Below are 23,230 nucleotides of genomic sequence, written 5' to 3' on the forward strand. Positions count from 1 at the left end.
GCACTGCAGAAAAGGGAGTGCAAGCGAGGAGTTTTCAGGAAGGTTACCCCTTACGCCCTGAAGCGTAAGGGGTAAAAGCATTACAGGGCCGCGATAACGGCCTGCTGCTCGATCAGTTTGGTCTTCGCATCGGCGAAGGCAACCAGACGCTCACGCTCTTTGGCAATGACCGCTTCCGGCGCGCGGGCAACAAAGCCTTCGTTCGCCAGCTTGCTTTCGATTTTGCCAATTTCCACGTCGACTTTCGCCACTTCTTTCGCCAGACGCGCCAGCTCTGCGTCTTTGTCGACCAGGCCCGCCATCGGGATCAGCAGCTCCGCACCGTCGATGATTTTAGTCACGGAAACCGGACCTTTGTCATCGGCAGGCAGCACGGTGATGCTTTCCAGACGCGCCATGGTTTTCAGGAAGGTGTTGTTCTCGGTGACGCGACGAACGGCAGCGTCGCTGCAGCCGCGCAGCAGCAGCTCCAGTGGTTTACCCGGGGCGATGTTCATTTCGGCACGGATGTTACGTACCGCAACGATCGCCTGCTTCAGCCACTCGGTATCCGCAGACGCGGCTTCATCAACCTTAGCCGCATCGAATTCCGGGAACGGCTGCAGCATGATGGTATCGGCGTTGATGCCCGCAATGACCTTCACGCGCTGCCAGATGGTCTCGGTGATGAATGGAATAACCGGATGCGCCAGGCGCAGCAGTCCTTCCAGGACGGTAATCAGCGTGTTGCGCGTGCCGCGCAGCTCCGCTTCAGAACCGCCGTTCATGACCGGCTTCGCCAGCTCCAGATACCAGTCACAGAACTGGTTCCAGGTGAATTCATACAGAATGCCCGCCGCGATATCAAAGCGGTAGCTGTCCAGCGCCTCGCGGAAGGCTTTCACCGTCTGGTTAAATTCCGCCAGGATCCAGCGGTCCGCCAGAGACAGGGTCATCTCGCCGCCGTTGAAGCCGCAATCCTGATCTTCGGTGTTCATCAGCACGAAGCGGCTGGCGTTCCACAGCTTGTTACAGAAGTTACGGTAACCTTCCAGACGCTTCATGTCCCAGTTGATGTCGCGGCCGGTAGAGGCCAGCGCCGCCAGGGTGAAGCGCAGGGCGTCGGTACCGTGAGATTCGATCCCGTTCGGGAACTGCTTCTCGGTACGCTTGCGGATTTTCTCAGCCAGCTGCGGCTGCATCATGTTGCCGGTACGTTTTTCCAGCAGGTCTTCCAGGGAGATCCCGTCAACCATGTCCAGCGGGTCAATCACGTTGCCCTTGGACTTGGACATCTTCTGCCCTTCGTCGTCGCGGATAAGGCCGGTCATGTAGACGGTATGGAACGGAACCTGCGGCTTGCCGTCTTCGTCTTTGATGAAGTGCATGGTCATCATGATCATGCGGGCAATCCAGAAGAAGATGATGTCGAAGCCGGACACCATTACGCTGGTAGGGTGGAACTGACGCAGCGCGTCGGTGTTTTCCGGCCAGCCGAGGGTAGAGAAGGTCCACAGCGCGGAGGAGAACCAGGTATCCAGAACGTCTTCATCCTGGCGCAGGGCCACGTCAGCGCTCAGGTTATTTTCCTGACGCACTTCGTCTTCGCTACGGCCAACGTAGACGTTGCCTTCGTTGTCGTACCATGCCGGGATGCGGTGACCCCACCACAGCTGACGGGAGATACACCAGTCCTGAATGTCTCGCATCCAGGAGAAGTACATGTTTTCGTACTGCTTCGGCACGAACTGAATGCTGCCGTTCTCAACCGCTTCCACAGCCGGTTTTGCCAGCACGTCGGCACGGACGTACCACTGGTCGGTCAGCATTGGCTCAATAACCACGCCGCCACGGTCGCCGTACGGCACGGTCAGATCGTGAGGCTTAATCTCTTCCAGCAGGCCGAGGGCATCAACGGCGGCTACGATGGCTTTACGTGCGGCAAAGCGCTCCAGCTTCTGGAACTCCGCCGGGATCTCGCTGGAGTAAACGTCGGATTCGTTGCCTTTGGTGTCGTACACCTCTGCGCTTTCGCGGATATCGCCGTCGAAGGTCAGAATGTTGATCATTGGCAGGGCGTGACGACGACCCACTTCATAGTCGTTGAAGTCGTGCGCCGGGGTGATTTTCACGCAGCCGGTGCCTTTTTCCATGTCGGCGTGTTCGTCGCCCACAATCGGAATGCGGCGGTTCACCAGCGGCAGCACCACAAATTTGCCGATCAGATCTTTATAGCGCGGATCTTCCGGGTTAACGGCCACGCCGGTATCGCCCAGCAGGGTTTCCGGACGGGTGGTCGCCACCACCAGGTAATCTTTACCGTCTGCGGTTTTTGCGCCATCGGCCAGCGGATAGCGGATGTGCCACATGGAGCCTTTGGACTCGCGGTTTTCCACTTCCAGGTCAGAAATTGCGGTGCGCAGTTTCGGGTCCCAGTTTACCAGGCGTTTGCCGCGGTAAATCAGGTCTTCTTTGTACAGACGGACGAACACTTCTTTTACGGCGTTGGACAGGCCTTCGTCCATGGTGAAGCGCTCGCGCTCCCAGTCCACGGAGTTGCCGAGACGGCGCATCTGACGGGTAATGGTGCCGCCGGATTCTGCCTTCCACTGCCAGATTTTGTCGATGAACGCATCGCGACCGTAGTCGTGACGAGTTTTACCTTCTTCAGCGGCAATTTTACGCTCAACCACCATCTGGGTCGCGATACCCGCGTGGTCAGTCCCCGCCTGCCACAGGGTGTTTTTGCCCTGCATGCGCTGGTAGCGGATCATGGTGTCCATGATGGTCTGCTGGAAAGCATGCCCCATATGCAAACTGCCGGTGACGTTCGGCGGCGGGATCATGATGCAGAAGGACTCTTTGCTTTCGTCGCCGTTAGGCTTGAAATAGCCCTGCTGTTCCCAGTGCTCGTAAAGCGGCTGTTCGATATCGCGTGGGTTATATGTCTTTTCCATTATTTCCAGGTTGCCGTATTCAGGTTAAAACCGGCCAGGCGGTACGCTTTATAGCGTTCGCGCGCCAGTTGTTTCAAGGATTCTTCGTAAGGGACAAAGTCTACCACTTCTGTGAAAGCGGTGGCAAAATCTGCAAAGTCTGTCCGCAGGCTAATGAGAATATCGCGCGCGCTGCTGTTGCGCTTTTGCGGCCAGGCAATTTCGACCGGTGCCCCGCCGCGTGGACCTTCGCCCGACAGGTTATGCGGAACAAAACTTTCCGGCGGGCGCGCCCATAGCGCTTCATCCAGGCGAATCGCCTGCAACTCATCTTCACAGGCAATCAGTACGCGTTTACCTGCGCGCCAACGTTCTGCGGCAATTTCACACACCAGCTGTTCAACGGCGCTGAGGCCATCCTGATGGGTGTCGTTGTCCAGAAGGTAGAACGTTGCATTCTTCATATATGGGGCTTCTTGTCGTGGATTTAAATGCAAAGCCGGGTGGCGCTTCGCTTACCCGGCCTACGGTTGAGTGGCGTGTAGGCCGGGTAAGGCGAAGCCGCCACCCGGCACATTACATCACTCGTCGCCGTTAAAACCCGCACGATTAAGCAGGAACTGCGACAGCAGGGCCACCGGACGTCCGGTAGCGCCTTTGGCTTTACCGGAGCGCCATGCGGTCCCCGCGATATCCAGGTGCGCCCAGTTGTACTTGCGGGTAAAGCGCGCCAGGAAGCAGCCTGCGGTGATAGCCCCGCCAGGACGACCACCAATGTTAGCCATGTCCGCAAAGTTAGACTCCAGCTGTTCCTGATACTCGTCACCCAGCGGCAGACGCCATGCGCGGTCACCGGCCTGCTCGGACGCGCCGATAAGCTCGTGCGCCAGCGGGTTGTGGTTCGACATCAGGCCGGTGATGTGATGGCCCAGGGCAATCACGCAGGCACCGGTCAGGGTGGCCACGTCGATAACCGCTTCTGGCTCGAAGCGCTCAACGTAGGTCAACACGTCACAGAGTACCAGACGGCCTTCGGCGTCGGTATTCAGCACTTCAACGGTCTGGCCGGACATGGTGGTCAGGACGTCGCCCGGACGATACGCGCGACCGCCAGGCATGTTTTCGCAGCCTGCCAGCACGCCGATTACGTTGATGGGCAGCTGAAGCTCCGCAACCATGCGCATGACGCCGTAAACCGCCGCCGCGCCGCACATGTCGTACTTCATCTCGTCCATGCCTTCTGAAGGCTTGATGGAGATACCGCCGGAGTCAAAGGTCAGCCCTTTACCGACGAGCACGATCGGACGCGCGTCTTCAGACGGATTGCCTTTGTATTCGATGACCGACATCAGGGATTCGTTCTGCGAGCCGTTACCCACCGCCAGATAAGAGTGCATCCCCAGCTCTTTCATCTGCTGTTCGCCGATGACGCGGGTGATGACGTTTTTGCTGTAGGAGTCAGCCAGCTGGCGCGCCTGAGAGGCGAGGTAGGCGGCGTTACAGATGTTTGGCGGCATGTTGCCGAGATCTTTTGCCGCTTTAATACCGGCGGCAATCGCCAGACCATGCTGGATGGCGCGCTCGCCGCTGGTCAGTTCGCGACGGGTTGGCACGTTAAAGACCATTTTGCGCAGCGGGCGACGCGGCTCGCTTTTGTTGGTCTTAAGCTGATCGAAGCTGTAAAGGCTCTCTTTTGCCGTTTCGACGGCCTGACGCACTTTCCAGTAGGTGTTACGGCCTTTGACGTGCAGCTCGGTCAGGAAGCAGACGGCTTCCATTGAACCGGTGTCATTCAGCGTATTAATGGTTTTCTGAATAACCTGCTTATACTGACGTTCATCCAGCTCGCGCTCTTTGCCGCAGCCAATCAGCAGAATACGCTCTGACAGGACGTTCGGAACATGGTGCAGTAACAGCGTCTGCCCAGGTTTGCCTTCCAGTTCGCCACGGCGCAGCAGGGCGCTGATATAGCCGTCACTGATTTTATCGAGTTGCTCGGCGATCGGGGAGAGTCGGCGCGGTTCAAAGACGCCCACAACGATGCAGGCACTCCGCTGTTTCTCCGGGCTACCGCTTTTTACACTGAACTCCATGCACTACGCTCCTGAATCTTAAAGACAACGGCGGCTGCTACGGATAGAATTGAAACCTTTCGTAACTCATGTCCGCTGTTGTGGTGACTTCGTGTTAATCTTACGTTACTACGGTTTCGACACGTCAGAAAAAGTCCTGAAGCGTGAATCCGCCGGATGTTTTAATCTTAGCGACGATTTCGACGACTCAAGAGAATAAATGACGTTTAAGCCATGAAACAAGCGATTTTCCAGCAAAGAGACGGGTTTTTACGGGCGTATTTAAAGTGATAATCATAAGATATCTGGTGCGGGAGACGCTCAAAAGCCAACTGGCGATCCTCTTCATCCTGCTGCTGATTTTTTTCTGTCAGAAGCTGGTTAAGATCCTCGGTGCGGCCGTTGACGGCGAAATTCCAACGAATCTGGTGCTTTCCCTGCTTGGGCTGGGGATCCCGGAAATGGCGCAGCTTATTCTACCGCTGAGTCTATTCCTCGGCCTGTTGATGACCCTCGGTAAGCTGTACACCGAGAGTGAAATTACGGTGATGCATGCCTGCGGCCTGAGTAAAGCCGTACTGGTGAAAGCGGCGATGATACTGGCGCTGTTCACGGGCATTGTTGCGGCGGTGAATGTGATGTGGGCGGGCCCTATGTCTTCCCGTCATCAGGACGAAGTGCTGGCCGAGGCGAAAGCAAACCCCGGCTTGGCGGCGCTCGCGCAGGGGCAGTTCCAGCAGGCGACTGACGGAAACTCCGTGCTGTTTATTGAGAGCGTTGACGGCAGTAAATTTAACGATGTATTTCTGGCGCAGCTGCGTCCTAAAGGTAACGCGCGTCCGTCCGTGGTGGTTGCCGATTCTGGCCAGCTTTCTCAGCGCAAAGACGGTTCTCAGGTCGTCACGCTGAATAAAGGCACCCGTTTCGAAGGCACCGCGATGCTGCGTGACTTCCGTATTACGGATTTCCAGAACTATCAGGCCATTATTGGTCATCAGGCGGTGGCGCTCGATCCGACGGATACCGAGCAAATGGATATGCGCACGCTGTGGAATACCGATACCGACAGAGCGCGTGCTGAGTTCCACTGGCGTATTACGCTCGTATTCACCGTCTTTATGATGGCACTGATTGTCGTGCCGCTGAGCGTGGTGAACCCGCGCCAGGGCCGCGTGCTCTCTATGCTGCCAGCGATGCTGCTTTACCTGATCTACTTCCTGCTGCAAACCTCGATTCGCTCTAACGGCGCGAAGGGTAAGCTGGATCCGATGGTCTGGACGTGGTTCGTTAACAGCCTGTACATCTTACTGGCGCTGGGATTAAACCTGTGGGATACGGTGCCTGTGCGCCGCATACGTGCCCGATTCTCGCGTAAAGGAGCCATCTAATGCAGGCGTTTGGCGTTCTTGATCGCTATATTGGTAAAACCATTTTCACTACCATCATGATGACGTTGTTCATGCTGGTGTCGCTCTCCGGCATTATCAAATTTGTCGATCAGCTGAAAAAAGCCGGGCAGGGCAGCTATGACGCGATGGGGGCGGGGATGTACACCCTGCTCAGCGTGCCAAAAGATGTGCAGATCTTCTTCCCGATGGCGGCTCTGCTGGGCGCGCTGCTGGGGCTGGGGATGCTGGCTCAGCGCAGCGAGCTGGTTGTGATGCAGGCCTCAGGCTTTACCCGTATGCAGGTTGCGCTGTCGGTAATGAAAACCGCAATCCCGCTGGTGCTGTTGACCATGGCGATTGGCGAGTGGGTGGCACCGCAGGGCGAGCAGATGGCGCGTAACTATCGTGCTCAGGCAATGTACGGTGGTTCACTGCTCTCGACTCAGCAAGGTTTATGGGCGAAAGACGGGAAAAACTTCGTCTACATCGAACGGGTAAAGGGTAATGATGAACTGGGCGGGGTGAGCATCTACGCGTTCAACGACCAGCGCCGTCTGGAGTCTGTCCGACACGCCTCTTCCGCGAAGTTTGACGCTGAACATAAGCAGTGGCGTTTGTCGCAGGTTGATGAATCTGACCTGACCGATCCAAAACAGATTACCGGGTCACAGACGGTGACCGGCACCTGGAAGACCAACCTCACGCCGGATAAGCTCGGGGTTGTTGCGCTGGATCCTGACGCGCTCTCTATCAGCGGCTTGCACAACTATGTGAAGTACCTGAAGTCGAGCGGGCAGGATGCCGGACGCTATCAGCTCAATATGTGGAGCAAAATCTTCCAGCCGATGTCCGTGGCGGTGATGATGCTGATGGCGCTGTCGTTTATCTTCGGCCCGCTGCGTAGCGTGCCGATGGGCGTGCGCGTCGTGACCGGTATTAGCTTCGGCTTTGTCTTCTATGTACTCGATCAGATCTTCGGTCCGCTGACGCTGGTTTATGGCATCCCGCCGATTATCGGTGCGCTGCTGCCGAGCGCCAGCTTCTTCCTGATCAGCCTGTGGCTGCTGCTGAAACGCTCCTGATTGACCTCTCCTCGCTTCCGGTGAACCGGAGGCGAGGCTAATCTCCTGTTTCACCCCGCACTTTTTCTCACAACCTTCAACGTCCCGCCTCGAATTTGAGTATTATTGAGCGATAAAGTCGTGAAGGGATCCTCTATGAAGCAAATTCGAATGCTAGCCCAGTACTACGTCGACCTGATGATGAAGCTTGGGCTGGTGCGTTTCTCCATGCTGCTGGCGCTGGCGCTGGTCGTTCTGGCGATTGTCGTGCAGATGGCCGTTACGATGGTTCTGCATGGTCAGGTCGAGAGTATCGACGTTATCCGCTCTATCTTCTTCGGCCTGCTCATTACCCCCTGGGCGGTCTATTTTCTTTCCGTGGTGGTCGAACAGCTGGAGGAGTCCCGTCAGCGCTTATCAAAACTGGTCGATAAGCTGGAGGAGATGCGCGAGCGCGACCTGAAGCTCAACGTTCAGCTTAAAGACAACATTGCTCAGTTGAATCAGGAAATTTCAGATCGTGAGAAGGCGGAGGCAGAGCGTCAGGCCACGCTGGAACAGCTGAAAATCGAAATGAAAGAGCGCGAGGTGACGCAGATCCAGCTTGAGCAGCAATCCTCCTTCCTGCGTTCGTTCCTGGACGCTTCGCCGGATCTGGTATTCTACCGTAACGAAGATAAAGAGTTTTCCGGCTGTAACCGGGCGATGGAGCTCCTGACCGGGAAAAGCGAGAAGCAGCTGATTCACCTCAAGCCGCAGGACGTTTACTCCGAAGAGGCGGCCGCCAAGGTCATGGAGACGGACGAAAAAGTGTTCCGCCATAACGTCTCGCTGACCTACGAACAGTGGCTGGATTACCCGGACGGGCGCAAAGCCTGCTTTGAGATCCGTAAGGTGCCGTACTATGACCGCGTCGGGAAGCGTCACGGCCTGATGGGCTTCGGCCGTGATATTACCGAGCGTAAGCGCTATCAGGATGCGCTGGAGCGCGCCAGCCGCGACAAGACCACCTTCATCTCCACCATCAGCCATGAGCTTCGTACGCCGCTTAACGGCATTGTGGGGCTGAGCCGCATACTGCTGGATACCGACCTGACCGCGGAGCAGGAAAAATACCTCAAAACGATTCACGTCTCGGCGGTCACGCTGGGTAATATCTTCAACGATATTATTGACATGGATAAGATGGAGCGCCGAAAGGTTCAGCTTGATAACCAGCCGGTTGATTTCACCAGCTTCCTTGCCGATCTGGAAAACTTGTCTGGTCTGCAGGCGCAGCAGAAGGGGCTGAATTTTGTCATGGAGCCCACCCTGCCGCTGCCGCATAAAGTGATTACCGACGGCACGCGGCTGCGTCAGATCCTGTGGAACCTCATCAGCAACGCGGTGAAATTTACCCAGAAGGGGCAGGTGGCGGTGCGTATTCGCTATGACGACGGCGACATGCTGCACTTCGAGGTGGAGGACTCCGGGATTGGTATTCCGCAGGAGGAGCAGGACAAGATTTTCGCCATGTACTACCAGGTGAAGGACAGCAACGGTGGAAAACCGGCCACTGGTACCGGAATCGGCCTGGCGGTGTCTAAGCGGCTGGCGAAGAGCATGGGCGGTGACATCACCGTTGCCAGTCAGGCGGGCAAAGGGTCAACCTTCACGCTGACGGTGCATGCGCCGGCGGTGGCGGAAGAGGTAGAGGATACCTTTGAAAACGACGATATGCCGCTGCCTGCGCTGCACGTCCTGCTGGTGGAGGATATTGAGCTTAACGTGATTGTAGCGCGCTCGGTGCTGGAAAAACTGGGCAACAGCGTGGATGTCGCGATGACCGGTAAAGCCGCGCTGGAGATGTTTACACCGGGTGAATATGACCTCGTTCTGCTGGATATCCAGTTGCCGGATATGACCGGGCTGGATATCTCGCGTGAACTGACGCGTCAGTACGCGGCTGATGAACTGCCGCCGCTGGTGGCGCTGACGGCGAACGTGCTGAAAGATAAAAAAGAGTATCTCGACGCCGGTATGGACGATGTACTCAGCAAGCCTCTGGCGGTGCCTGCTCTGACCGCCATGATCAAGAAGTTCTGGGATACCCACGATGAAGAGGAGAGCACCATGACGTCTGTTGATAGCGCAAAAGCCCAAACGATACTCGATACCGCGATGCTGGAGCAGTATATCGATCTGGTCGGCCCGAAACTGATTACCGACGGCCTGGCGGTGTTTGAAAAAATGATGCCGGGTTATCTGAGCGTGCTGGAGTCAAACCTGACGGCGCGTGACCAGAAGGGCATCGTGGAAGAAGGGCATAAAATCAAAGGCGCAGCCGGCTCGGTCGGGTTACGCCATCTGCAGCAGCTGGGTCAACAGATTCAGTCGCCTGATTTACCAGCTTGGGAAGATAACGTTGGTGATTGGGTTGAAGAGATGAAACAAGAGTGGCAGAACGATGTTGCGGTGCTTAAAGCCTGGGTGGATGCCAGAAAAAAATGACCCCGGCTAGACCGGGGTGCGCGAATACTGCGCCAACACCAGGGAAATCGTGGCTGCGCCTGTTTTTTAAAGTAATTTTCTAATGGGCGCCGCCGTAAAAATTTAGGCCGCACGCAGATAAGATAGCAAATCTTAAATGGTTTGTTACATGAATCAGTGAAATGTGTGAAGCATAGCGTTTTAATCAAAATTATTAATGTGCTTCAGCGAGTTGCAAAGAAGGATCGTCAAGATGAAAAAAATTGGTGTTGTCCTGAGCGGATGCGGTGTTTTTGATGGTTCAGAAATACATGAAGCCGTAATCACGCTGCTGGCCCTGACAAAACAGGGAGCAGAGGTAATCTGTTTTGCACCCGACAAAAATCAGTCGGATGTGATTAACCATCTGACCGGCGAGCCGATGGCCGAAACGCGTAACGTGCTGATTGAAGCCGCGCGTATTGCCCGGGGAGAGATTCATCCGCTGGCGAAGGCAGATGCCGCTGAACTGGATGCGCTCATTGTGCCGGGCGGCTTCGGCGCCGCGAAAAATCTCAGCACCTTTGCAGCCGAAGGTGCCGCATGCACGGTGGACCCTGATCTCAAAGCGCTGACGCTGGCGATGCATGCCGCGGGCAAGCCGCTGGGCTTTATCTGTATTGCACCGGCCATGCTGCCAAATATTTTCGATTTTCCGTTACGGCTGACGATCGGAACCGATATTGATACCGCAGAGGTCGTCGAGGATATGGGGGGCGAACACGTTCCGTGCCCGGTCGATGACATTGTGGTGGATGAGGACAACAAAGTTGTCACCACGCCCGCGTATATGCTGGCGAAGAATATTGCGGAAGCCGCCGTGGGCATTGAAAAGCTGGTCGCCCGGGTGCTGGTGCTGACGGAATGAGACGTCAGTTTTCCGCAGGCGCATGGGTGAAACGCCTTCTTTTCCGCATCGTACTCGTCCTGGCGGTGTTCTGGGGAGGTGGGCTGGCCGTGTTCAGCATTTTGCCGGTACCGTTTTCAGCGGTCATGGTTGAGCGCCAGCTTAGCGCGTGGTTCTCCGGTGATTTCGGCTATGTTGCCCATTCTGACTGGGTGAGCATGGATGAAATTTCTCCGTTCATGGGGCTGGCGGTTATCGCGGCGGAAGATCAAAAATTCCCGGAGCACTGGGGGTTCGATGTGGCTGCGATTGAAAAGGCGCTGGCCCATAACGAACGTCACGAAAACCGCGTGCGCGGTGCGTCAACGCTGTCGCAGCAGACGGCTAAAAACCTGTTCCTGTGGGATGGGCGAAGCTGGGTGCGAAAAGGGCTGGAAGCGGGTCTGACCCTGGGAATGGAAACGGTCTGGAGCAAAAAGCGTATTCTGACCGTTTACCTTAATATCGCCGAGTTCGGCGACGGGGTATTTGGTGTCGAAGCTGCATCACAACGCTATTTTAATAAACCTGCCAGCAGGCTGAGCATGTCGGAGGCGGCGCTGCTCGCGGCTGTTCTGCCTAATCCTGTCCGCTTCAAGGCCAGCGCCCCGTCAGGGTACGTGCGAAGCCGTCAGGCGTGGATCATGCGCCAGATGCGCCAGCTGGGTGGGGAAGGGTTTATGGAGAGAAATGCGTTAATGTAGGGCGGGTAAGCGCAGCGCCACCCGCCAGAATAGCAGGCCTAATCTTCGTCGAACCCGGCGTTAAACAGCGCAACTACCGCTGCCAGAGCTTCCTCTTCCTGAGGACCGGTGGCTTCAACCTCAATCTGACGCCCTTTCGCGGAGTCCAGCATCAGCAGCGCAATAACGCTGTTGGCTTCCGCTTCGGTGCCTTCGTCATTACGCAGCAGCACTTCTGCATCGAAACCCTGCATCAGCTCAAACAGCTTCATCGCCGGGCGTGCATGCATGCCCAGCTTATTGGTGATCTCAACGGTTTGTTTTACGGTCATGTTTTACGTTTTTCCAGCGTGCGATGACGGGACTGAACGTTCTTACCGCGCGAGCGGAAATAGTCGGCCAGCTGTTCGGCGATGTAGACCGAACGATGTTTACCGCCGGTACAGCCAATCGCCACCGTCAGGTAGCTACGATTGTTTGTCTCCAGCATAGGTAACCATAGCTCAAGGTAGCTTCGCGTCTGGTAGATAAAATTGTGAACTTCTGTGTGTCGGTCGAGGAACGCCGCCACGGGCTTATCCAGACCGGTCATTGGACGCAGTTTGGGATCCCAGTGTGGGTTCGGCAGGAAGCGCACGTCGAAAACATAGTCCGCATCAATCGGAATACCGTGCTTAAAGCCGAAAGATTCGAACACCATCGTCAGCTCGCGCTCGCGTTTGCCCAGCAGCCGGGTTCGCAGCATTTCCGCCAGCTCGTGAACGGACATCTCTGAGGTGTCGACAATCAGATCGGCACGAGAGCGCAGCGGCTCAAGCAGATCGCTCTCTTCGTCGATGGCGCTCTCCAGCGAGAGATTCTTGCTGGAAAGCGGGTGCAGACGACGGGTGTCGCTGTAGCGGCGGATCAGGGTATTGCGGTCGGCATCAAGGAACAGCAGCTGAGGCGAGAACGCGTCAGGCAGGTTACTCATGGCCTGTTCGAAGATCTCTGGCGATTCCGGCATGTTACGAACGTCGATACTGACGGCGGCGGAGGTTTGTCTCTCCGCTAACGTGCGTGCCAGATCGGGCAATAACACGACCGGCAGGTTATCGACGCAGTAAAAACCCATGTCTTCCAGCGCGCGCAGGGCAACGGATTTCCCCGACCCTGAACGACCGCTGACAATCATCAGCACCATGTTCCGTTTCTCCTCAGGACAACAGATGTGAAGGCCATCACCTGGTTATGCGTCATCCTGATTGCCTTCTGCTTCAGTGATAATTTGATAAAGCTCTTCATCACTTTGGGCTGAGCGCAGTCGACGGCAGATGGTTTTATCCGCCAGACGTTTAGCAACCAGCGAAAGCGTATGCAGGTGGGTCTTGGTCTGGTCGGCAGGCACCAACAGCGCGAAGAGGAGATCGACGGGCTGGTTATCAATGGCGTCAAAAGCGATTGGGGTTTCCAGCTGCACAAACACACCGACGGCACGCAGGGTGTCCTCTTCCAGCTTGCCGTGCGGGATCGCGATGCCGTTGCCGATACCGGTACTGCCCATCTTTTCACGGGTCAGAATGGCTTCGAACACCACCTGCGGCGGCAAGCCCAGCTGTTTTGCAGCCAATTCACTGATGATCTCCAGCGCACGTTTTTTGCTCTGGCAGTGAACGGCACTGCGGGTACATTCCTGGTTAAGGACATTGCTCAGTTGAAGAGCGGAATCGTTGTTCATCATAATTTCACCTAAGCGCTAACTGTACAAATGGCCCGTTGTGTTTCACAACAGGCCGTCCTGCACCCGTTAACTGCCCGGACAATTAGTGTTGTTTCAGTTTATCTTTATGTTTATTGAGCTGTCGCGCAAGCTTGTCAATCAAGCCGTCGATAGCCGCGTACATGTCTTGCCCTTCCGCACTGGCATGGAGTTCACCCCCGTTAACATGCAGGGTTGCATCCGAGATATGAGTCACTTTCTCCACTTTTAACACAACGTAGACCTGATTGATCCTTTCGAAATACTGCTCGAGTTTCGCGAACTTAGCGTTCACGAAGTCACGTAAAGCCTCAGTAATCTCGACGTTATGTCCTGTGATATTGAGCTGCATAGTGTCTTCCTTATCGGTTGTGTCAGACCAGTTGTTTACGCTGGTTAGACGGCGGAATGGATAAAGACTCTCGATACTTCGCAACAGTACGACGTGCCACCATAATACCCTGATCGGACAGCATGGTGGTCAACTTACTGTCACTTAGTGGCTTCGCGGGATTCTCCGCGGCGATCAACTTCTTCACCAGGGCGCGAATCGCCGTTGAGGAGGCTTCGCCGCCACCCTCGGTGTTCACGTGGCTGGAGAAGAAATACTTAAGCTCAAAAATACCGCGCGGACTGTGCAGATACTTCTGCGTAGTAACGCGGGAAATAGTGGATTCATGCATCTCGACGGCCTGGGCGATATCCGCCAGCACCATCGGTTTCATATACTCTTCGCCCTGCTCAAAGAATGCCTGCTGCTGTTCGACGATGCAGCGGCTCACGCGAAGCAGGGTATCATTCCGGCTCTCCAGGCTCTTGATCAACCATCGCGCTTCCTGAAGATTGCTGCGAATATATTGATTGTCGGAGTCGTTGCGCGCGCTGGTACACATGGAGGCGTACTGCTGGTTGATTTGCAGGCGAGGGATGCTGTCAGAGTTCAGTTCAACGACCCAGCGGTCATTGTGTTTTCTGACCAGCACGTCCGGGATAACGTACTCGGGTTCGCTGGTCTGGATCGACTGACCGGGACGCGGATCGAGGGACTGGATCAGATTTACCGCCTCTTTCAGCACCTCTTCCTTCAGGCGCGTCACGCGCATCAGGGTGCGGAAATCGTGGTTAGCCAGAAGATCCAGATGATCGCTGATGATTAAGCGTGCCTCGTCGAGCCACGGCGTCTCTTTGCTGAACTGAGAAAGCTGGATCAGCAAACAGTCGCGCAGGTCTTTAGCGGCCACCCCGACCGGATCGAAGCGCTGAATGCGTTTCAGTACCGCTTCAATCTCCTCAATCTCAATCTCTTCATCGCCCATGCTTTCCAGAATGTCGTCCAGCGTGACGGTCAAATAACCGGTGTCATCAACGGCGTCGACAATCGAGGTGGCAATGGCGCGGTCGGTATCGGAGAAGGGGGTAAGCTCTACCTGCCACATCAGGTAATCCTGCAGCGACTGGGTGGTTTCGCCCTGGTAGACCGGTAGCTCGTCGTCCTGGTAGTCTGCACGCGTGCCGGAAGGGGTCCCGGCAGTATAGATTTCATCCCAGCTGGCATCCAGCGGAAGCTCGTCCGGCATCTCTTTTTGTTCGAGTGCATCCGCGGTGTCGAGCGCTTCTGTGTCCTGTGACTGCTGGGTATCTACCTCGTCATGAAGATCGGCTTGCTCCAGCAGGGGATTGCTGTCCAGCGCCTGCTGGAGCTCCTGCTGGAGTTCTAAGGTGGACAGTTGCAACAGACGAATTGCCTGCTGTAACTGCGGCGTCATCGCCAGCTGTTGGCTGAGCCTTAATTGCAAACCTTGCTTCATGTTCAGAGCATTTTTCTCCGGTTCGGCGTTACGTTACCTCTACCCTATCAGAGTCTGAAGTCTTCCCCAAGATAGACGCGCTTAACATGATCGTCTTCGAGGATCTGCTGCGGCGTACCGTGAGCGATCAGATTGCCCTGGCTCACGATATACGCGCGTTCACATACCGCCAGCGTTTCACGAACGTTGTGGTCTGTGATCAGCACGCCAAGTCCGCTGTCACGCAGATGCTCGATAATGCGTTTAATGTCGATAACGGAGATCGGGTCAACGCCCGCAAACGGTTCATCCAGAAGGATAAACTTCGGATTGGCGGCCAGCGCGCGCGCAATCTCAACACGACGGCGTTCCCCCCCGGACAAGGCCTGGCCCAGGCTGTCGCGCAGGTGTTCGATATGAAACTCTTCCATCAGCTCGTTGGCGCGATCCTGACGCTGTTCGTTGGTCAGGTCGTCGCGAATTTGCAGGACCGCCATCAGGTTATCAAAGACGCTCAGACGACGGAAAATAGAGGCTTCCTGCGGCAGATAGCCGATGCCACGGCGCGCGCGCGCGTGCAGCGGCAGCAGGCTGATATCTTCATCGTCAATAATAATGTTGCCGGCATCGCGCGGCACAATGCCAACCACCATGTAGAAGGTGGTGGTTTTACCCGCACCGTTCGGGCCAAGCAGGCCCACAATTTCGCCGGAGTTGACGGTCAGACTGACATCTTCTACGACACGGCGGCCCTTATAGGCCTTCGCGAGATTTTTTGCAGTTAATGTTGCCATAGCGAATTAGTTACTCTTCTTCTGTGCCGGGGCCTGGCCCTTGCCTTTGTCCTGCAGCTGCGACGGAACCAGCACGGTGGTTACGCGTTTGCCTTTCTCGCTGGAGGCCTGCATTTTTTGCTCTTTCACCAGATAGGTAATCTGGTCACCGGTAATATTGCTGTCCAGCTGTTCCAGATACGCGTTTCCGGTCAGGATGACCAGGTCCTTCGCCAGCTCATAGTGCATATGCGAGGCGTGGCCCTTCACCGGCTTGCCGTTGTCCTGCATCTGGTAGAAGGTGGCCGGGTTGCCGTAACCATCAATGATCTCTTTGCCCTGCTCGCCGCCCGGACGGGTAACGACCACTTTATCGGCGTTAATTTTGATGGTCCCCTGAGTCATGACGACGTTACCCGTGAAGGTGACGACGTTACCCTGCATATCGAGAGACTGAGTGTCGGACTCGATATGGATCGGCTGGTCGGTATCGCCCGTTACAGCAAGCGCGGGGAGACTGGCCGCCAGCATCGCGCTGGCGATAATTACTTTAAGGCTGAGTTTGTTTGTTTTGAATTTCATAGGAGGTTCTAACCTTTTCAATCAGCTCGGCGTTCTTGCTGCGTAAGTTCCCGCGCATTCTTAAACCGCTGGAATTAAATGTTGTGCCATACAGTGTGACCAGATCCTGCGACGTCACGTCCTGGGTTACCAGGTTGATCTGGGCATTATCCGTCGTAATTTTTCGCAGTTGCGAGTCAGCGGTCAGGGCGTTGACTTCAACGTGGCCATACAGATAAAGCATACGATCATTTGTCAGTTTGGCCCGATCTGACTTAATTGACCACGTCGGCACTTTGTCTTTATCGAAAGTGGTCATGACAGGTTGGGTAAACCACGAAACGCCGTCATCGGAAAAGTATTCAACGTGCTGGGCAATCAGGCGATAATTCAGCGCACCTTCCGGGCTATAGACCACGGTGTCGCTGTGATCGCTTTTATAGGTTGGATCGTTATTGTTGACGACTTCCGTTTGCGTATCGTCGCGATCGGCAAGGTTCACGCCAATCAATACCAGTGCGACAAGCGAAAGCAGAATGATAACCCAACGTCTGGTTTTACTCATATCGATTGCCCTTTGGCTTCATCAAGCTTGCCCTGCGCCAGCAGAAGCAGATCGCAGACTTCACGGACGGCACCCCGGCCACCGTTGATGTGGGTAACGTAGTCAGCGCGCGGGATCAACAGCGGATGAGCATCAGCAACCGCGATGCTGAGACCGACTTCAGCCATCACCGGCCAGTCAATCAGGTCGTCTCCAACGTAGGCCACGTTTTCCGGTGCGATAGCCAGTTTACCCAGTAAATCATTGAACGCTGCCATCTTATCGGATTGACCCTGGTAAAGATGGGTAATGCCTAAGGTTTCACAGCGGTCTTCTACCAGTTTAGCTTTTCGTCCGGTGATGATAGCAACCTCGATACCCGAGGTGAGCGCACAGCGGATACCGTAGCCGTCGCGAACGTTAAACGCTTTCAGCTCTTCACCATTATTGCCCATGTAAATCAGGCCATCGGAAAGTACGCCATCCACATCCAGAATGAGCAGACGAATATTTTCCGCCTTTGCCATCATCTGGGTACTGACCGGACCATAACAGGTTGCAAGGGATGCACCCGCATTACTCATTGTCTTATCCTTTATTACACTACGCCAGCGCGCAGCAGATCATGCATATGTACCACACCCAGCAACTGGTCGCCATCGGCAACCATAACGGAGGTGATATGGCGGGACTGCATCAGGTTCAGCACATCCACGGCCAGCGTTCCCGGACGCACGCGAATGCCGCCGGGCGTCATCACATCGGCAATGCCGAGCGTGCGGACATCTACACCCATGTCGAACACGCGACGCAGGTCGCCATCGGTGAAGATCCCCTGAATTTTCATCAGATCGTCGCACACGACCGTCATACCCAAATTCTTACGGGTGATTTCCAGCAGCGCATCACGCAGGGAGGCTTCTTTGCTGACGTGAGGGATCTCATCCCCGGTGTGCATAATATCGTTTACCCGCAGCAGCAGCTTGCGCCCCAGCGCGCCGCCCGGATGGGAGAGCGCGAAATCTTCCGGCGTAAAACCGCGGGCTTCAAGCAGCGCGACGGCAAGCGCATCGCCCATGACCAGCGCGGCGGTGGTGCTGGACGTTGGTGCCAGGCCGAGCGGGCAGGCCTCTTTCGGTACTTTAACGCACAGATGAATATCGGCCGCACGCGCCATGCTACTTTCCGGACGGCTGGTCATGCAAATCAGCGGCACCTGCAGACGCTTCAGTACGGGGATCAATGCCAGAATTTCATTGGACTCACCGGAGTTGGACAGCGCGATAACGACATCCTGCGGCGTGACCATCCCCAGGTCGCCGTGCGCGGCTTCCCCCGGGTGTACAAAGAAGGACGAGGTTCCGGTGCTGGCAAACGTTGCCGCCATTTTGCGCCCAATGTGGCCGGACTTGCCCATCCCCATCACCACGACTTTCCCGGCACAGTAGAATATCTTCTCACATGCCAGACTAAAATCCTGATTAATGTACTGATCTAACTGCGCCAGACCTTCACGTTCAATCTCCAGAACCTCTTTGCCTGCTTTCTGAAAGTCAAAACCCGGCTGCAATTCTATTTGCGACATAATGCGTTTCCGTTTACCCAGAGAGAAGAGGCGAGAGCCAGTACAGCATCGCCATCCATACGATAAATCCACCCGTCAGCAGCGCGCCTGCGCCTTTGCCGATCTGGCGTTGCCGCCGCCAGCAGAGCAGGGCAAATATCACGCTGACCAGCAACATCACCCCGTAATCGCGTGAAAACACCAGAGGATTAAACGGCCCCGGCGTAATCAGAGCCGGCAGGCCCATGACAATCGCGATATTAAATATGTTGGAGCCGATGATATTACCAATGGCGATGTCATCTTCCCCTTTACGTGCCCCCGCAATGGCGGTGGCCAGCTCCGGCAGGCTGGTGCCGATAGCAATAACCGTCAGGCCAATCGTCAGTTCGCTCATGGCGAAATAGTTCGCCAGTACCGTCGCGTTATCCACGACCATGCGCGTTGCCATCGGCATGATGATCAGCGCAACGCCAAGCCAGAGGAGGGCGACCGGCAGCGTGCCTTCCCGCGGGAGTTCGGCAACCTGTTCACGCGTCAGGCTATCCTGACCCTGTTTTTCCGCCTGGCGGGCAATTTTAACACTATACAGTAACCAGATGACGGCCAACGCCAGCAGGAAAATGCCGTCGCTATAGCTCAGTACGCCATCATAAAATACGCACCCTGCCAGCAGGCTTACGACTAACATTAGCGGCAATTCACGGCGCAGAACATCAGAATGCACGCGAAATGGATGGAGCAGTGCCGCAAGGCCCAAAATCAGTAATATATTAACGATGTTAGAGCCAATCGCGGTGCCAATTGCCAGGTCTAACTGACCATGCAGCGACGCCGAGACGGAGACGATGATTTCAGGAAGTGACGTGCCAACGCTGACCACGGTCATCCCGATGACTACAGGCGGTACACCCGTCAGGCGACACAGGATAGATGCAGCAAAGACTAAACGGTCAGCACTGTAGACCACTAACAGTAAACCAATGATTAACAGTGCTGTTGCTAAAAGCATCAAAAGTCCTTTCTTCAGGTATACTTGTCGGTCCATCGCGCGGGAATGGCTGGACTGCATACGGTCTGAGGCGTAACGAATTCCTAATTTTGACTTTATGCGCCGGAAAAGTAAAACAAATGCCAGCTTTCGCTAACCTCAACGGCTAATATTCTGTAAAAATGCGGGGTTAAGGGCTGATTCAGGCTGCACGTCTTAACGTGAGCAGGGTAAGAAAGGAACTATAAATGAGCCAAACGATGGCGAATATCGTCGATGTCCGCGGTGTGAGTTTTTCTCGCGGCAATCGACTGATATTCGATGATATTTCGTTGACCGTACCGCGTGGCAAAATCACCGCCATCATGGGGCCGTCCGGGATCGGTAAAACGACCCTCCTGCGCCTAATTGGTGGTCAGATCCCACCGGATAGCGGTGAAATCCTCTTCGATGGCGAAAACGTCCCGGAGATGTCGCGCTCGCGCCTGTATACTGTCCGCAAACGTATGAGTATGCTCTTTCAGTCGGGGGCGTTGTTCACCGACATGAACGTCTTTGATAACGTGGCCTATCCGCTGCGCGAGCATACCAGCCTGCCGCCTGAGCTGCTGAAAAGCACGGTGATGATGAAGCTTGAAGCTGTGGGGTTGCGAGGAGCCGCGAAGCTAATGCCTTCGGAGCTGTCCGGCGGGATGGCGCGCCGCGCCGCGCTGGCGCGAGCTATTGCATTAGAGCCCGATTTAATCATGTTCGACGAACCGTTCGTCGGGCAGGATCCCATCACGATGGGCGTGCTGGTAAAGCTCATCTCTGAACTGAACAGCGCGCTCGGCGTCACCTGTATCGTGGTGTCTCACGATGTACCGGAAGTGTTGAGCATTGCCGATTACGCCTATATCGTGGCGGACAAAAAGATCGTTGCACACGGCAGCGCCCAGGCGCTGCAGGAAAATTGCGATCCACGCGTACGGCAGTTCCTCGACGGTATTGCTGACGGACCCGTACCGTTCCGCTACCCGGCGGGCGATTATCGTGACGATTTACTGGGAATAGGGAGTTAAGCCACTCATGCTGTTAAATGCGTTGGCCGCTCTCGGACACCGTGGCATAAAAACCATCAGGACGTTCGGGCGTGCCGGATTGATGTTATTCAACGCGCTGGTCGGCAAGCCGGAGTTTAGCAAGCACGCCCCTCTGCTGGTGCGTCAGCTTTATAATGTCGGCGTGCTGTCGATGCTCATCATTATTGTTTCCGGTCTGTTTATCGGCATGGTGCTGGGGCTGCAGGGCTACCTTGTTCTGACAACCTACAGTGCGGAAACCAGCCTCGGAATGCTGGTGGCGCTTTCGCTGCTGCGCGAATTGGGTCCGGTTGTGGCGGCACTGCTGTTTGCCGGACGCGCTGGGTCGGCATTAACGGCTGAGATTGGCCTGATGCGTGCGACCGAGCAGCTATCCAGCATGGAGATGATGGCGGTCGATCCGCTGCGTCGCGTGATCTCGCCGCGTTTCTGGGCGGGGGTGATCTCGCTCCCGCTACTGACTATTCTGTTTGTCGCCGTGGGGATCTGGGGCGGTTCGCTGGTTGGGGTCAACTGGAAAGGCATCGATGCCGGCTTCTTCTGGTCTGCGATGCAGGACGCCATCGACCTGCGAATGGATCTGGTTAACTGCCTGATTAAAAGCGTGGTGTTTGCCATTACGGTCACCTGGATTGCATTGTTCAATGGTTACGATGCCATCCCGACGTCGGCGGGCATTAGCCGTGCAACTACACGTACTGTCGTACATTCGTCGCTGGCCGTACTGGGCCTGGATTTTGTGCTCACCGCACTGATGTTTGGGAATTGAGTTCATGCAAACGAGAAAAAATGAAATTTGGGTCGGCGTTTTCCTGCTGCTGGCGCTGCTGGCGGCGCTGTTTATCTGCCTGAGAGCGGCGGATATCACCTCAGTACGCACCGAGCCGACGTATCGCATCTATGCCACGTTCGATAACATCGGCGGGCTGAAGGCGCGTTCACCGGTCCGCATTGGCGGTGTGGTGATCGGCCGCGTATCTGACATTACGCTCGATGAGAAAACGTATCTGCCGCGCGTTGCGATGGATATCGAAGAACGTTACAACCACATTCCGGACACCAGCTCCCTTTCTATCCGTACTTCCGGCCTGCTGGGTGAACAATATCTGGCACTTAACGTCGGCTTTGAAGATCCCGAGCTGGGAACGACTATCCTTAAAGACGGTAGCGTTATCCAGGATACGAAGTCCGCGATGGTGCTGGAGGACATGATTGGTCAGTTCCTTTACAACAGTAAAGGGGATGATAAAAAGTCTGACGATGCCCCTGCGCAGAGTGAAGACCATACCAACGTTGCGCCGACCCCTGGTGCTGCGAATTAATTCAGGAGAAGTCATTCATGTTTAAACGACTGTTAATGGTTGCCATGCTGGTCATTGCCCCTCTCACTGCGGCACATGCTGCGGATCAGAGCAACCCGTACAAACTGATGGACGAAGCTGCGAAGAAAACCTTCGACCGTCTCAAAAACGAACAGCCAAAAATTCGCGCGAATCCTGACTATCTGCGTGACGTGGTTGACCAGGAACTGCTGCCGTATGTGCAGATCAAATATGCGGGAGCGCTGGTGCTGGGCCGCTATTACAAAGACGCCACCCCGGCGCAGCGTGAGGCCTATTTTGCCGCATTCCGTGAATACCTGAAGCAGGCGTATGGTCAGGCGCTGGCGATGTACCACGGTCAGACCTATCAGATCGCCCCGGAGCAGCCGCTGGGTGATGCGACCATCGTGCCTATTCGCGTAACGATCATCGATCCTAACGGCCGTCCGCCGGTGCGCCTGGATTTCCAGTGGCGTAAAAATAGCCAGACCGGCCACTGGCAGGCGTATGACATGATCGCCGAAGGGGTGAGCATGATCACCACTAAACAAAACGAGTGGAGCGACCTGCTGCGCACCAAGGGCATTGATGGCCTGACCGCACAGCTACAGTCCATTGCTCGTCAGAAAATTACCCTGGACGAGAAGAAGTAATGGCGCAGCAACTCCGCTGGTCGCGTGAAGGTGAGACGTTAAGGCTGTCCGGTGAGCTGGACCAGGATCTGCTGAACCCACTGTGGGATAAACGCCATGAGGCGATGCAGGGCGTGACGCTTATCGACTTAACCGACGTCACGCGGGTGGATACGGCAGGCGTTGCGCTGCTCGCCCATTTGGTTGCCGTGGGCAAAAAGCAGGGAACAAGCGTCATGCTTCATGGCGCGAGTGACAATGTCGTTACCCTTGCGCAACTCTACAATCTGCCTCAGGACGTACTGCCTCGTTAATATTTTCAGTGCGTTACTTCCGAAAGCCCTGACAGTTTCATCGTCGGGGCTTTTTGCTTGTTTAAGACGACGCCACTTTGCTCTAAGATGTTGGGCTTGTTTTCACTATCAGATGATTAAGAGCCCATGGAAAATCATGAAATCCAGACAGTGCTGATGAATGCACTCTCCCTTCAGGAAGCCCACGTCACTGGCGATGGCAGTCACTTCCAGGTTATTGCTGTGGGTGAGATGTTCGACGGTATGAGCCGTGTGAAGAAGCAGCAGGCTGTGTACGCGCCGCTGATGGAATATATTGCGGATAACCGCATCCACGCCCTGTCGATTAAAGCGTTCACCCCGCAAGAGTGGGCACGCGATCGCAAACTAAACGGTTTTTGAGCTGAGGGCGACAGGCCCGCAGCACGGT

Annotated in this window: 26 protein-coding genes; 12 read left to right on the top strand and 14 right to left on the bottom strand. The window is 55.6% G+C overall.

The genetic code is table 11. The features are described 5' to 3' along the window. Window positions 1–80: 80 nt before the first annotated feature. From APT89_RS08160 to pepA, 3 genes are all read right to left on the bottom strand, one after another. Complete coding sequence (locus tag APT89_RS08160; RefSeq protein ID WP_045630735.1) at window positions 81–2,936, bottom strand: valine--tRNA ligase; 2,856 nt, start codon at window positions 2,934–2,936, stop codon at window positions 81–83. After that, window positions 2,936–3,379: a DNA polymerase III subunit chi gene (holC, locus tag APT89_RS08165; protein ID WP_045630734.1), complete on the bottom strand. Its 444-nt coding sequence runs from the start codon at window positions 3,377–3,379 to the stop codon at window positions 2,936–2,938. Before holC ends, APT89_RS08160 begins: the two co-directional genes overlap by 1 nt. A 117-nt stretch (window positions 3,380–3,496) precedes the next feature. Further along, window positions 3,497–5,008 carry a leucyl aminopeptidase gene (gene pepA / locus APT89_RS08170; protein ID WP_028014577.1) on the bottom strand — a complete coding sequence of 504 codons (1,512 nt, stop codon included), beginning with the start codon at window positions 5,006–5,008 and terminating at the stop codon, window positions 3,497–3,499. A 143-nt stretch (window positions 5,009–5,151) separates the two neighbouring features. Between pepA and APT89_RS24570 the strand changes: the two genes are divergently transcribed. The 6 genes from APT89_RS24570 (at window position 5,152) to mtgA (ending at window position 11,534) form a co-directional block, all read left to right on the top strand. Next, a complete protein-coding gene (locus tag APT89_RS24570) occupies window positions 5,152–5,211 on the top strand; it encodes a hypothetical protein (RefSeq protein WP_213743486.1) in 60 nt (19 codons plus the stop codon). Window positions 5,212–5,274: 63 nt separating this feature from the next. Further along, window positions 5,275–6,375, top strand: a complete 1,101-nt coding sequence (gene lptF, locus APT89_RS08175) for an LPS export ABC transporter permease LptF (protein ID WP_048999210.1) — start codon at window positions 5,275–5,277, stop codon at window positions 6,373–6,375. Continuing rightward, on the top strand, window positions 6,375–7,457 hold the full coding sequence (gene lptG, locus APT89_RS08180) for an LPS export ABC transporter permease LptG (RefSeq protein ID WP_028014575.1): 1,083 nt from the start codon (window positions 6,375–6,377) through the stop codon (window positions 7,455–7,457). Before lptF ends, lptG begins: the two co-directional genes overlap by 1 nt. A gap of 135 nt (window positions 7,458–7,592) precedes the next feature. Beyond that, entirely contained in the window at window positions 7,593–9,926 is a 2,334-nt protein-coding gene (arcB, locus tag APT89_RS08185) for an aerobic respiration two-component sensor histidine kinase ArcB (RefSeq protein WP_028014574.1), read from the top strand. Window positions 9,927–10,158: 232 nt separating this feature from the next. After that, window positions 10,159–10,812 carry an isoprenoid biosynthesis glyoxalase ElbB gene (elbB, locus tag APT89_RS08190; protein ID WP_047364720.1) on the top strand — a complete coding sequence of 218 codons (654 nt, stop codon included), beginning with the start codon at window positions 10,159–10,161 and terminating at the stop codon, window positions 10,810–10,812. Beyond that, window positions 10,809–11,534 carry a monofunctional biosynthetic peptidoglycan transglycosylase gene (gene mtgA / locus APT89_RS08195; RefSeq protein WP_028014572.1) on the top strand — a complete coding sequence of 242 codons (726 nt, stop codon included), beginning with the start codon at window positions 10,809–10,811 and terminating at the stop codon, window positions 11,532–11,534. Before elbB ends, mtgA begins: the two co-directional genes overlap by 4 nt. A 38-nt stretch (window positions 11,535–11,572) precedes the next feature. Here mtgA and npr read toward each other — a convergent pair whose 3' ends face one another. The 11 genes from npr to APT89_RS08250 form a co-directional block, all read right to left on the bottom strand. Then, complete coding sequence (npr, locus tag APT89_RS08200) at window positions 11,573–11,845, bottom strand: PTS phosphocarrier protein NPr (RefSeq protein ID WP_025756690.1); 273 nt, start codon at window positions 11,843–11,845, stop codon at window positions 11,573–11,575. Next, window positions 11,842–12,696 carry an RNase adapter RapZ gene (gene rapZ / locus APT89_RS08205; RefSeq protein ID WP_014885397.1) on the bottom strand — a complete coding sequence of 285 codons (855 nt, stop codon included), beginning with the start codon at window positions 12,694–12,696 and terminating at the stop codon, window positions 11,842–11,844. The genes npr and rapZ overlap by 4 nt, the downstream gene beginning before the upstream one ends. 45 nt (window positions 12,697–12,741) lie before the next feature. After that, window positions 12,742–13,233, bottom strand: a complete 492-nt coding sequence (gene ptsN / locus APT89_RS08210) for a PTS IIA-like nitrogen regulatory protein PtsN (RefSeq protein ID WP_008501443.1) — start codon at window positions 13,231–13,233, stop codon at window positions 12,742–12,744. 82 nt (window positions 13,234–13,315) lie between these two features. Further along, entirely contained in the window at window positions 13,316–13,603 is a 288-nt protein-coding gene (gene hpf, locus APT89_RS08215) for a ribosome hibernation promoting factor (RefSeq protein ID WP_014171818.1), read from the bottom strand. A gap of 22 nt (window positions 13,604–13,625) precedes the next feature. Next, window positions 13,626–15,059: an RNA polymerase factor sigma-54 gene (rpoN, locus tag APT89_RS08220; protein WP_028014571.1), complete on the bottom strand. Its 1,434-nt coding sequence runs from the start codon at window positions 15,057–15,059 to the stop codon at window positions 13,626–13,628. A gap of 47 nt (window positions 15,060–15,106) precedes the next feature. Next, window positions 15,107–15,832 carry an LPS export ABC transporter ATP-binding protein gene (gene lptB / locus APT89_RS08225; protein WP_028014570.1) on the bottom strand — a complete coding sequence of 242 codons (726 nt, stop codon included), beginning with the start codon at window positions 15,830–15,832 and terminating at the stop codon, window positions 15,107–15,109. 6 nt (window positions 15,833–15,838) lie between these two features. Beyond that, complete coding sequence (gene lptA, locus APT89_RS08230; protein WP_028014569.1) at window positions 15,839–16,393, bottom strand: lipopolysaccharide ABC transporter substrate-binding protein LptA; 555 nt, start codon at window positions 16,391–16,393, stop codon at window positions 15,839–15,841. Next, on the bottom strand, window positions 16,362–16,937 hold the full coding sequence (lptC, locus tag APT89_RS08235; RefSeq protein WP_028014568.1) for an LPS export ABC transporter periplasmic protein LptC: 576 nt from the start codon (window positions 16,935–16,937) through the stop codon (window positions 16,362–16,364). The genes lptA and lptC overlap by 32 nt, the downstream gene beginning before the upstream one ends. Further along, window positions 16,934–17,500 (bottom strand): 3-deoxy-manno-octulosonate-8-phosphatase KdsC, encoded by a 567-nt coding sequence (gene kdsC / locus APT89_RS08240; RefSeq protein WP_025756695.1) that lies wholly within the window; start codon window positions 17,498–17,500, stop codon window positions 16,934–16,936. The genes lptC and kdsC overlap by 4 nt, the downstream gene beginning before the upstream one ends. Window positions 17,501–17,514: 14 nt before the next feature. Next, window positions 17,515–18,501 (bottom strand): arabinose-5-phosphate isomerase KdsD, encoded by a 987-nt coding sequence (gene kdsD, locus APT89_RS08245; protein WP_028014567.1) that lies wholly within the window; start codon window positions 18,499–18,501, stop codon window positions 17,515–17,517. Window positions 18,502–18,514: 13 nt separating this feature from the next. Then, a complete protein-coding gene (locus APT89_RS08250; RefSeq protein ID WP_045630730.1) occupies window positions 18,515–19,492 on the bottom strand; it encodes a calcium/sodium antiporter in 978 nt (325 codons plus the stop codon). Between the two features lie 227 nt (window positions 19,493–19,719). Between APT89_RS08250 and mlaF the strand changes: the two genes are divergently transcribed. The 6 genes from mlaF to ibaG all read left to right on the top strand — a co-directional run bounded on the left by mlaF (window position 19,720) and on the right by ibaG (window position 23,202). Continuing rightward, window positions 19,720–20,532, top strand: coding sequence for a phospholipid ABC transporter ATP-binding protein MlaF (gene mlaF / locus APT89_RS08255; RefSeq protein ID WP_028014565.1), 813 nt, complete (start codon window positions 19,720–19,722; stop codon window positions 20,530–20,532). Window positions 20,533–20,539: 7 nt separating this feature from the next. Next, a complete protein-coding gene (gene mlaE, locus APT89_RS08260; RefSeq protein WP_045630729.1) occupies window positions 20,540–21,322 on the top strand; it encodes a lipid asymmetry maintenance ABC transporter permease subunit MlaE in 783 nt (260 codons plus the stop codon). Between the two features lie 4 nt (window positions 21,323–21,326). Beyond that, the gene (gene mlaD, locus APT89_RS08265) at window positions 21,327–21,875 is read left to right on the top strand and encodes an outer membrane lipid asymmetry maintenance protein MlaD (RefSeq protein WP_041911946.1); all 549 of its coding nucleotides are present in this window, start codon (window positions 21,327–21,329) and stop codon (window positions 21,873–21,875) included. A 17-nt stretch (window positions 21,876–21,892) separates the two neighbouring features. Beyond that, window positions 21,893–22,528: a phospholipid-binding protein MlaC gene (gene mlaC, locus APT89_RS08270; protein WP_028014562.1), complete on the top strand. Its 636-nt coding sequence runs from the start codon at window positions 21,893–21,895 to the stop codon at window positions 22,526–22,528. Continuing rightward, window positions 22,528–22,821 (top strand): lipid asymmetry maintenance protein MlaB, encoded by a 294-nt coding sequence (gene mlaB / locus APT89_RS08275; RefSeq protein ID WP_060572039.1) that lies wholly within the window; start codon window positions 22,528–22,530, stop codon window positions 22,819–22,821. The genes mlaC and mlaB overlap by 1 nt, the downstream gene beginning before the upstream one ends. 126 nt (window positions 22,822–22,947) lie before the next feature. Then, window positions 22,948–23,202: a BolA family iron metabolism protein IbaG gene (ibaG, locus tag APT89_RS08280; RefSeq protein WP_008501458.1), complete on the top strand. Its 255-nt coding sequence runs from the start codon at window positions 22,948–22,950 to the stop codon at window positions 23,200–23,202. Window positions 23,203–23,230 lie beyond the last annotated feature (28 nt).

The organism is Enterobacter sp. 50588862, assembly GCF_001462935.1.
Taxonomy (GTDB): Bacteria; Pseudomonadota; Gammaproteobacteria; order Enterobacterales; family Enterobacteriaceae; genus Enterobacter; species Enterobacter bugandensis.